At 48.9% G+C, this 10,815-nt stretch carries 10 protein-coding genes; 7 read left to right on the top strand and 3 right to left on the bottom strand.

Features of this window, described 5'->3' with window-relative positions:
* Positions 1–7 precede the first annotated feature (7 nt).
* Positions 8–841, top strand: a complete 834-nt coding sequence (locus EKM87_RS05470) for a CatB-related O-acetyltransferase (RefSeq protein WP_225428402.1) — start codon at positions 8–10, stop codon at positions 839–841.
* Between the two features lie 80 nt (positions 842–921).
* Here EKM87_RS05470 and EKM87_RS12670 read toward each other — a convergent pair whose 3' ends face one another.
* Together EKM87_RS12670 and EKM87_RS05460 are read right to left on the bottom strand one after the other, a co-directional pair.
* On the bottom strand, positions 922–1,758 hold the full coding sequence (locus tag EKM87_RS12670) for a CatB-related O-acetyltransferase (RefSeq protein WP_318530964.1): 837 nt from the start codon (positions 1,756–1,758) through the stop codon (positions 922–924).
* Between the two features lie 282 nt (positions 1,759–2,040).
* On the bottom strand, positions 2,041–2,670 hold the full coding sequence (locus EKM87_RS05460; protein ID WP_318530963.1) for a copper homeostasis protein CutC: 630 nt from the start codon (positions 2,668–2,670) through the stop codon (positions 2,041–2,043).
* Between the two features lie 82 nt (positions 2,671–2,752).
* Between EKM87_RS05460 and EKM87_RS05455 the strand changes: the two genes are divergently transcribed.
* The 5 genes from EKM87_RS05455 to EKM87_RS05435 all read left to right on the top strand — a co-directional run bounded on the left by EKM87_RS05455 (position 2,753) and on the right by EKM87_RS05435 (position 8,774).
* Complete coding sequence (locus EKM87_RS05455) at positions 2,753–3,928, top strand: AI-2E family transporter (RefSeq protein WP_125682671.1); 1,176 nt, start codon at positions 2,753–2,755, stop codon at positions 3,926–3,928.
* Positions 3,915–4,766 (top strand): methyltransferase domain-containing protein, encoded by an 852-nt coding sequence (locus tag EKM87_RS05450; protein WP_125682668.1) that lies wholly within the window; start codon positions 3,915–3,917, stop codon positions 4,764–4,766. The genes EKM87_RS05455 and EKM87_RS05450 overlap by 14 nt, the downstream gene beginning before the upstream one ends.
* 659 nt (positions 4,767–5,425) lie before the next feature.
* Positions 5,426–5,938, top strand: coding sequence for a tRNA (cytidine(34)-2'-O)-methyltransferase (locus tag EKM87_RS05445; RefSeq protein WP_125682666.1), 513 nt, complete (start codon positions 5,426–5,428; stop codon positions 5,936–5,938).
* Between the two features lie 21 nt (positions 5,939–5,959).
* Entirely contained in the window at positions 5,960–8,317 is a 2,358-nt protein-coding gene (locus EKM87_RS05440) for an FtsK/SpoIIIE family DNA translocase (protein WP_125682664.1), read from the top strand.
* A gap of 91 nt (positions 8,318–8,408) precedes the next feature.
* Positions 8,409–8,774: a hypothetical protein gene (locus EKM87_RS05435; RefSeq protein WP_125682662.1), complete on the top strand. Its 366-nt coding sequence runs from the start codon at positions 8,409–8,411 to the stop codon at positions 8,772–8,774.
* A 302-nt stretch (positions 8,775–9,076) separates the two neighbouring features.
* On the opposite strand, the gene EKM87_RS05430 is transcribed toward EKM87_RS05435, so the two are convergent.
* Complete coding sequence (locus EKM87_RS05430; RefSeq protein ID WP_125682660.1) at positions 9,077–9,193, bottom strand: DUF4044 domain-containing protein; 117 nt, start codon at positions 9,191–9,193, stop codon at positions 9,077–9,079.
* A gap of 1,178 nt (positions 9,194–10,371) precedes the next feature.
* Between EKM87_RS05430 and EKM87_RS05425 the strand changes: the two genes are divergently transcribed.
* Positions 10,372–10,725, top strand: coding sequence for a DUF3397 family protein (locus tag EKM87_RS05425; protein WP_125682658.1), 354 nt, complete (start codon positions 10,372–10,374; stop codon positions 10,723–10,725).
* Positions 10,726–10,815: the final 90 nt, after the last annotated feature.

The following is a 10,815-nucleotide window of genomic DNA, read 5'->3' as shown; positions in this document are numbered from 1 at the left end:
GTGCGGTATGGCAACAGAAATAAAAGGCGTTACTTTTTTTCAAAAGGGATTAGTTTATGAGAAGGAACATTTTAGCAAACGATTTAGTTTTACGTCAGAAACTGGCAAGATGTTTAAAGCTCACAGAATTTTCACTCATTTTATGTCTGCGGATAGTCGATTCAGATTGAATGAACGACTTGATGTGGCTCGGAACGCGTCAGTAGAACCATACACTATTTTTACTTCAGGTGGACATGTGTTTTCAATGGGCGCATTCAGTTATTCTCAAAGTAATTTGCCAATTCATACGATTATCGGTCGATATTCAGTTATTTCTGCTGGTGTGGGGGAGATGGGGCCTAATCATCCAGCTAATCGTTTTACCTCGTCAACTTTGACCTACGAAGCACACAATGTTGCTCTTAATGCGTACAAGGAAGATGTTGACGTACATATTGATCCAGTTAGCAGCAATTTGACAAAGCAGTATCCAATCATTATTGGCAATGATGTCTGGATTGGGGAGAATGTGACCTTTTCTTCTAAGGGAATCGTGGTCAATGATGGTGCCGTCATTGGCGCTGATTCAGTAGTTACCAAAGATGTTCCACCATACGCAGTGGTGGTTGGTGTTCCAGCCCATGTGATTAAATATCGTTTTGACCCTGAAACCATTAAAAGATTAATGGCATTGAAGTGGTGGCAATATGATTTCGGACAATTTACAAACATTAAAGTTGATGATCCAATTGACAAATTTTTGGACGAGGTTGAGAGTCTGCAAGCAGCTGGTAAGCTTAAGACTTATGAACCTGAAATTGTTACGATGGCGGATTTCGACGGTTTAGATGAAAAATGATTTTAGCTATTTAAAAGAGAGGCTGCTGATGTTTGATCAGCAACCTCTTTTTTTAGTGTGCATGTGGAATTCACAATTAATTAATCATTTTCTTGGGTTTTTTTGAATTCGCTGAAATCAATGGGTTTAGGCATAAATGGTTGAATATCACCCATCTGCACTAGGTGCTCAACCTTAGAAATAAAATCTTCTATCTTGTCATCGGCACGAACGCCTGTAAAGTCACCAAACCCATATTGCCACCATTGAAGTTTTAAGAGACGTTGGATAACTTCTTGTGGAAATCGGAATTTGAGGATTCGGGCAGGAACGCCTCCAACGACAGCGTATGGTGGAACGTCTTTTGTTACTAGTGCGCCGCCGGCAACCACTGCCCCGTCACCAACCGTAACACCCTTTGGAACAAATCTCACATCCTGACCAATCCAAACGTCGTTCCCAATAATAATTGGACCACCATTTCTGACGGGGCTTCCAACGTGCTGAAAAGCATTTTTAGAAGTCTCTAGATAATCGTTAAAAGCCCGGTTACGTGGATCATAGCTCACCATTGATGATGTGAAACGAGTTATTGGATGACTACCTTGCATCCGTATTACACCGCTTGCAATGGAAGAGTAACGTCCAACTACTGTGTTAATGGGAAGTGAGTTATTGCCAGTCAAGCTGAAGGCACCCATTGAAAAGAAACGACGACCTCCCAAATATTGTGAGTAAGGTTCTATTTGAACATTAACTGGAAACTCCATGGTTCCAGGTAGTCGTTTGGAAGTATCATCCTTGATGTTACTGTAGATGTGCTTTTCTGAGAGTAGGTTTTTCATTGGCTGATTAATCCTAAGTTGCTCAGCCATGTGAGAATGTGTAGCAACTAGGCCATTTGGCATGAAAGTAATATCGTTGATTCTTGATGTCATTTCCGGATGCTTCCTTTACAATAAAATGTTGGATATCGAATATGCCTTAATTAAATAGACAGGCAAAATCGTTTATTTTTGCGTTAATATACTAATATATTAACGCATTGTGTGGAAGTTGTCAGTATAATTTCCCGGTTATATGGCTCACTTATGATGGACGTTATCAACAAATACAGTGATGTGTAACTTATAGATATGCACATATATTTGAAAATAAAATGTGTCTTGAAAAAATTGCTTTTTACAGTTGAATGTGTGCTGATAGGCGAGTAGAAATCCTTACAGCACATTTTCTCCATAAACCAACTTAACACCTAACGCATCAGCCACACCAGCTGTTTCGTCAGCCGTTACGCCAGCTGGTACGAGAACCACGCTGTCTGCATCGGCCAAGCGTTTGCTGGCAATCCAGTCAGCCTCACGGTCGTCGCCGTACTTGCCCGTGCTCAGGACCCGGTCGACACCCTGACTACCCAACCAATCCAGTGCCGCACCGCGGTCCTGTGGTCGAATCTGATCGAAGGCCGTATCAAACGTCAACGTCATGCCACCAGCAGCGGCAATTAGCGTACTGAGGACTTCAACATCCAACTGGTTCTGGTCGGTGAGGGCACCAAAGATGGCGCCGTCAGCCCCTAATTGTTGGGCCTCTAACAAATCCGCCTCCATCATCTTGATTTCAACGCCGTTGTAGGGCGCTTTGCCACCCCGTGGCGCGATGATCAAGTCGAGGGCTACCTGGTGCTCATGGGCGTAACGCACGGCTTCACCCATGACGCCCTTGCTGACCGTGGTGCCACCAGCCGCCAAGTTATCAGCGAGGGCCACCCGTTTGGCACCCGCTCTAATGGCAGCGGGTAATTCAGTATAATTTTCTAGTAACGGTTCAACTAACAGCAAAATCGTCATCCTTTCTCTGGCCGCTTGCGTTACAGCGGCGAACAGTATGGTACAATGTACGCACCATTTTATTTCTTTAGGAGTGAAACTATTGAAACCGGAATCTAAGCAGCATCGGTCGTGGTTCTGGAGCTGGGTCGTCAATAACCGCCTAGTTTCCATCCTGACAATCACGCTCCTTATTTTACTCATTTTACTTGTCCTAAGTAAAGTCCCATGGCTCGCAACGCCGTTTGTTTTGGTGGGACAGATTCTGGGACTTCCCATTATTCTGGCCGGCGTGGGTTATTATCTCTTAAATCCCGTGGTTGATCGGTTGGAGAAACGGGGGATTCACCGCAGTTGGTCCATCATTGGACTCTTTATTATTGTGGCCCTTTTGATTGCCTGGGGACTGCTCAGCCTGATTCCCATGATTCAGCGGCAAATGACGTCACTCATCACAGAGTGGCCGCATTACTGGCACCAGATTACGCAGACCAGTATGACCTGGCTGAAAGACGACCGTTTGAATGGCATTCGCAGCCAACTGGACCAATTCAACCAGCAACTTTCATCTAGTTCGTCGACCGCCGTCTCCGCGTTCGCCAAGAACACGGTCAGTTCAGTAGGGGGAATCGTGAGTCGCGTCGTTTCCGTGGTGGTAGCCGTGGTAACGGCACCGTTTATTCTGTTCTATCTCTTGAGGGATGGCCACCAATTGCCTGATTATCTGGCAAAAATCTTACCAGTTAAGCGACGGGCCTCCGTGGTTCACCTGCTGCGAGAAATGAATCGGCAGGTCAGTAACTACGTTCGGGGGCAGTTGATTGTGGCGTTCATTGTGGCCATTCTCTTCTACATTGGTTTCTTGATTGTCGGCCTACGGTTTGCCTTACTCTTAGGTATCGTTGCTGGCGTACTGAATCTGATCCCGTATCTGGGGTCGTTTCTGGCCATGGTACCGGCAGTTGTGGTAGCCGCGTTCATTTCACCGTGGATGCTGGTCAAAGTGCTCATCGTCTTTGTTATTGAACAAACGTTAGAAGGGCGAATCATTTCGCCAATTGTGTTAGGAAGCTCACTCAAGATTCATCCACTGACCATTATCTTTATCCTGCTAATTGCGGGGAAAGCATTTGGGGTGCTCGGGGTCGTCTTGGGAATTCCAGGCTACGCCGTCATTCGGGTCGTTGCCACGGAGATCTTCCATTGGTATCAGAAATTTGCGGGTGGCTATGAAGAACCCGTTGTCGAACAAGGAGTCAGTGAAAATGAAGAAAATTGATCAAGCGACGGCTTTTCTGGCCGCTCGTCCCACACTATTTCGGTGTCCCGTCTGTCTGGAACCGTACGCCACGGTCGAGGGGCACAGCCTCATCTGTCCCAATGGCCACAACGTTGACCTCTCTAAGAAGGGGACACTGTATTTCATGCAGCGCGCGGTAGCTAGCGAATATGACAATGCCATGTTAGCTTCCCGGCGGCGGATGCTGCAGGCTGGCTTGTTTAAGGGCATCACGGATGCTTTTGCGGCTAAACTGCCAGCTACCCCGCAAACAATCTTAGACGTTGGCTGTGGGGAAGGGACACCGTTAGACGACGTTCTCGCCCAGCGTGACGGGCAGGATACAGCCGTTGGGTTTGACCTGTCTAAGCCAGGAATCAACCTCGCCACGCAGCTTGAGAACAACGCGTTCTTCTGCGTGGCTGACCTGGCCCAGATGCCCTTCGCTGACAGCCAATTTACGGCGATTTTAGACCTATTCTCGCCATCCGCCTATAATGAGTTCAACCGGGTCTTAGCGCCTGGAGGACAGCTCCTAAAGGTGATTCCCAATGCCGATTACTTAATTGAGTTACGGCAAGCCATCTTCCCAGCCGGCAGTACCCATGCGACCTATGACAATAGCAACGTCTTGAACCTGTTCCAGCAGCATTATCCGGATTCAAGTGTTGAACGGATCCGTTACCAGGTACCGGTCCCAGCTGAGCTATTCAGTGACCTTATGTTGATGACACCGATGCACTGGGGAGCGTCGGAAGACCGGTTGGCCGCAGTTAAGGCCAATCCATTCCCAGAAATCACGGTGGACGTGACCCTCTTAACGGCACAAGGGATTTAGTAAAACGTTAAAAAATCTTATGTAAAGTTCTTGAACAGCTAACGGGGGAGTGTTATATTGACCTATGAGAAATCGTTTGGCGGTCGACATCAGTGAATAACTGTTAGCGGCTGACAAGTAGCACTTCACTAAAGTAGTTCCTCGCCGTGCCCACACCGAGGAACTGCTTTTTATTTTGTCCTTTTTTTAGATGGGCGAGGGAGTTGTGCGGTGCTTTTGACTTGATCCAGTGACAGATTTTTTTGAGCTTCTGAATTGAGTAGGTATTAGGTTGAAATCAGCTAAGGTCAGTAGGGCCAATGGCATAATTTGATAAAACTTTATTGTAAGAAGTCATCAATTTAAGTCGGAGGCGGTCAGTGTGGGGCCAGCAGTGAAAATGTCGTTAGCTAGCGTATTTTGCTAGGTTACGACATGGGCGAATTTGAAGACCCGTGAACTTACGGGGGGTCAAATCGAGCGAGAAGCCCGGTCTTTGGCTGAAGCGTCCCCACAGCTGGTTCCCGCCCTGACTGCCGGAGCGCGCGGTATTCATCCAAAAAATCTCTAGGAATATAATCTGGCTTTAACCCCGTTACTCTCTTGTCAAAACCCACTGAAAATGGCTATAATGATGGGACAGAACGAATGTTTGATAACAGAACGGAGAAGAGAATTTTATGGCAAACCACATTGCGTTATTTGAACCGCTATTTCCCGCCAACACGGGGAACATCGCCCGGACCTGTGCGGGGACGGATACGATTTTAGATTTGATCAAGCCCCTGGGTTTTTCCGTCGACGACGCCCACTTAAAACGGGCCGGCTTGGACTACTGGGATAAGGTTGACGTCCGGTATCATGAGAATCTGCCGGCCTTTTTAGACACGATTCCGGATCCAACGCAACTCTACCTGGTCTCCAAGTTTGCCGACCAAGATTATACGGAACCAGACTACAGTGTGAACGAGAATGATCACTACTTCCTATTTGGGAAGGAAACGACGGGGTTGCCAGAACCATTCATGCGGCAACACAGTGAAAAGTGCATTCGGATTCCACAAGACGATACGCATATTCGGGCCCTTAATCTGTCCAACAGTGCGGCAATTGTGATTTACGAAGTCATGCGTCAACAGGCTTTTCCTAACCTGGAACGGGTACATACTTACCCACACGACAAATTAAAATAAAGAGTGAAAGGAGGCTCACCGTTGGCTACCAAACGAAAAACAACGCGCCGGAAAACGGCGAAGCGCCAGCCAACGAAACGCCGGAAAACTTCGGCCAAGAAGCAGCCGTTTCCATACACCGCTAACGTGATTGGGTTAGTTCTGATTGCCCTAGCGGCCTTAGGACTGTTCAATCTAGGCTTGCTGGGAACGCTCTTTGCGAACCTAGTCCGCTTGATTGTGGGGGACACCTATCAGTTTGGGCTCATCGTGGTGGCCGCTTTGGGGGCCACCCTCACTGTCACGGGAGAACTACCGCGACTGCCGCGTCATTACTGGTTGGGTAGTGGCCTGATTTACGGCGGTTGGCTGCTATGGATCTCCGCCAATCATTTTTTACAGGTGGATCAACACAGTCAATTTCTAAGTACAATTTGGCATGACGGCCTGTCTGATCTTTGGACTGGTGGACTGACTGCTCAACTGGGTGGTGGGGTCATTGGCGCCGTTGAGTTGAGCATTGTGGCCTGGTTGATTGCGCTGGTGGGATCTCAGATTGCTGCCTGGTTAGTGATGGCTGGTGGGGTAATCGTCTTTTTCCAGATTCCCTTCAGTACGATTCAGTCGTGGCTGCAAACGACTTGGGCAACGCTTCATCGGGGCGCTCAGGCTAGCGGTGCAGCGCTGAAACGGGGCGGAGAAAAGGTTCAGGAACATCGTGACCAACGGGCCAAGTCCCGACCAGTCTCCGTCACGACTAACGACAAACCGGCAGCAAGCCTGCCCGCAGATCCGAACGACAAGGATTTGCCGGAACCGCACGCCAAAACAAAGGATGAACCGAGCTACCACATTACCGTGGCGGCCAATGAAAATTCTAAACCGGCGCCAACTCCTGAACCAGAGGAGACGGCGGATGCGACCGCTGAAGCTTTGGCCAGCAGCACACCGGTCGATCCCAACTATCAGTTGCCAACGGCCGACCTGTTGAAGCAGGTACCACCGACCGACCAGACCGAGGAAGTTAACGCCATTGATGCCAACACTAAGATTTTAAAGCAGACGTTGGACAGCTTTGGGGTGGACGCCGAGGTCAAGAATGTTAGCCTGGGACCGTCCGTGACCGAGTACGAATTGCATCCGGCCATTGGGGTCAAGGTCTCCCGCATTGTTAATTTGGCGGATGACCTGGCTTTGGCTTTAGCAGCTAAAGGGATTCGGATTCAAGCACCAATTCCTGGAAAATCCTTGATTGGTATTGAAGTTCCTAATAAGGAAGTGTCAACCGTTTCCTTTAGAGATGTGGTTGAAGCGCAACCAGCTCATCCCAACAAACCGTTGGAGGTTCCGCTAGGGCGTAACGTGACTGGTCAAGTGGTGACTATGGATCTCACGAAGATGCCGCATCTCCTGATCGCGGGGGCGACGGGGAGTGGTAAATCCGTGGCTATCAATGGCATCATTACCAGTATGCTGATGAACGCACGGCCAGATCAGCTGAAACTTATGTTGATTGACCCCAAGAAAGTGGAGCTGAGTGTTTACAATGGGATTCCACACCTGTTAACACCAGTGGTGTCCGAACCTAAGAAAGCGGCACGGGCCTTACACAAGGTCGTGGCGGAAATGGAACGACGCTACGAGCTCTTCTCTCAATTTGGTCAACGGAAGATCTCCAGCTATAATGCCTTTGTTCAAAAGGCAAATGCCGAGGATGACCAAGCACGGCCAACGTTGCCTTATATTGTGGTCGTGGTGGACGAACTGGCTGATTTGATGATGACGGTCTCTAATGAAGTTGAAGACGCCATTATTCGGCTGGCGCAAATGGGCCGGGCGGCCGGTGTTCATATGATCTTGGCCACGCAACGGCCTTCCGTAGATGTCATTACCGGCCTGATCAAGGCTAACGTGCCGTCCCGAATTGCCTTTGCCGTTTCCAGTGGAATCGACTCCCGAACTATTTTGGATGCAAACGGTGCCGAAAAATTGCTCGGTCGGGGGGACATGCTTTTCCAGCCGGTCGATGCGAACTCACCGGTCCGGGTCCAAGGAGCCTTCATTCCGGACGATGACGTGGCCAACGTGGTTGACTTCATCAAGCAACAACAGTCTGCGGACTACGACGAGGACATGATGGTAACTGATGAGGAATTGCAACAGGAGGATGCTGGTGATAGCGATGATGAGCTTTTTGACGACGCACTGAAGTTTGTGGTCGAGCAACAAAAGGCCAGCACGTCATTACTGCAACGACGCTTCCGCATTGGTTACAACCGGGCTGCCCGTATTATGGATGACCTGGAGCAGCGAGGCTACATCGGGCCCCAAGAGGGCAGTAAGCCGCGTCAGGTTTACAAGCAGCCTGATAGCAATGCCGACCCATCCCAGAACGATTAACGATAACTTTACAAAATCTTCCCTTTGCCGCCATTATCTTTGGCTGGCATCACCCAGCGTGTTACGCTACGGGTGAATGGGGGAGATTTTTTTGATTGAATGGGGAGCAGTCTCAGATTGGTTTGAAGCGGTGGCGGAGTTGTTGGCTGTGTGTGTCGCACTTTTTCTCCCAATGGTCGAAGCACGAAAACGCCGGCGGGCGACGCGCAAACGCATCAAACAAAACGTTTACCGACTGACCTTGGAGTTATCGGAAATGACCAGAGATAATGATGAACGTTCGGCGAGCTACCAAACACTGCAGGTGATGATTCGGTTGTACGGCGGTCTATTGACTGATCCATTGGGGGAACCCATCGTGGCAATTGGTGAGGAGTTATTGGTACTACTCAAGGCACCTGAACCAGATAGCCAGCGTGTGACGGAGCTGTTAGACAAACTGGCAGCATGTCGGTAACGCATACTACGGTGGTCAGGGCCGTGGGTAGCTCCGATACAAAATTAGCCGGTTTAATAATTTGAGTGGGGATGTCACGAACTGGTTGGCTGATGCTAGCTTCAAAATTTTACTGAAATCAATCGTACAAAGGCGTTGGTAGTCTTTGTATTTAGTAAGTATCCTAACCAACGCCTTGGGCAATTACGGGTGCATCACACTGATTTTGGTGATGAATAATTAGTAGCTTTGCGTAAGATAAATACACACAAAAAAGACGCCCACTGTTCATCAAGAACAGCTGACGTCTTTTAAATCAAAATTTATTGCATCAGTGACGCAACGGCACCAAAGATTAAGGAGCCAATGGTTGCGATGATCATAATCCAAACAAATACGTTCGTAATTTTTTGAAATGTTGATTTTTTCTTTTTTTCCATGCGGGGATAGCCACCTCTTTGCGTGCATTCTACTCAATTAGTTTACCGTGGCAAGGGGAGAATTGCAACCGGCTGGTGTAACTTGTCAACTGCTTGTCACAAATATGATTGAACTGCTCATACCCATGATGGATTAACGAGTAATTGTCAGATTGAGTCCGTCATCAGTTGGCAGGAACGCCACCCGGTGGGGCAGACCTGGGGCCTGAGAAGCGGTCCCCAGGGCGCTTCGAAGCCTCAAACCCCGAATCTTCAAAGTCGACCGTCCTCTAAGTCTGGGCCGTCCGTCATCAGTTGGCAGGAACGCCACCCGGTGGGGCAGACCTGGGGCCTGAGAAGCGGTCCCCAGGGCGCTTTGAAGCCTCAAACCTCGAGTCTTCAAAGTCGGTCGTCCTCTAAGTCCGGGCCGTCCGTCATCAGTTGGCAGGAACGCCACCCGGTGGGGCAGACCTGGGGCCTGAGAAGCGGTCCCCAGGGCGCTTCGAAGCCTCAAACCCCGAGTCTTCAAAGACGGCCGTCCTCTAAGTCTGGGAAGCCCGCCCAGTCTAAGAGGACCGACATGGGGTTCTGTTCCTGCCAACTGATGACTACCTTTGTTTTGAACCATTGTGTGGGGGTGACGGCTTTTAAAAATAGGGGAGCGTTGTGCATCATAGATGCCGGGCTAGCCTATGAAGACTTAGTTGTGGTAGGTTACAAGTTCATATTTGACGGCAAATTAGCTGGAGAATTATTGTGTCAAAAAGACTTGCAGTGCTAAGCGACTATTTCCAAGTAGGAGCGAGCCTGTGTGCCAAATCCCGTAGAATCGTTTAATCCCACGATACATGAATTGCGAACAGTTTTACGATAGGGACGTTCGGTAATTACGAAACCATGAGTGAGGTTAAACTGCAGTGTAGCCTGCGGTTGCCAGGGGTGGGGCCGGCCGTGTCGACGGTGTTAGCAGGCGGTTTTGAGCCTGGTTACAGCGTGGGAGGAGCTTGAAAACTCGGTGGGTTGCCGAGGTTTCAAGTCCAGGAGAAAGACCGGGCTGTGGCTTTCTCCGGTCCCCACAGCAGGCCTCACCCCTGGCAGCCGGAGGCGGCCATCTTGGTTTTAAGGTTTTGAAGTAGAATTGCAACTCCCAAAAGAAATCTCTATAATTAGAAAAAAACGAGTTATTAGGGGGAAGTTAAATGGCGTTCTGGGACTCACCCGTTGCCCAACTAGCGATTTTAGCAGTGGGATGGTTGCTGATTCGGCTGGTGAAGCGGGTATTTGGCAAACACTGGCCAGCACAAGTGAATACGTGGGACCTGATGACGCCGTTACTACTGCTATGTTCACTGCTCTTGATTCCGCATGGGGCGGGGACGCTATTACCATGGCTAGTCATCGGTTGGATGGCAATTGGCATCATGGTGACACTTATTCAGGCGATTCACAACAAAGAGTTGCTTTATCCCACATTTTTTCGGACATTTTGGCGGCTGACAGATCTTTATTGGATTATCGGATTCGTCGTCTGTTTCATTGTGGCTATCAGCTGATTTTATGCATAAATATTAATTATTTTGACTTTTGACTCATTTTTAGTAAGCGCTGTGAAGGCCGTTAAGCCGTGGTGAACACTTGTTCGC

It is taken from the genome of Levilactobacillus yonginensis, assembly GCF_003946265.1.
Classification (GTDB): domain Bacteria; phylum Bacillota; class Bacilli; order Lactobacillales; family Lactobacillaceae; genus Levilactobacillus; species Levilactobacillus yonginensis.
Note: the sequence above shows the minus strand (reverse complement) of the source record. Positions and strands in the feature narration are given on the sequence as shown.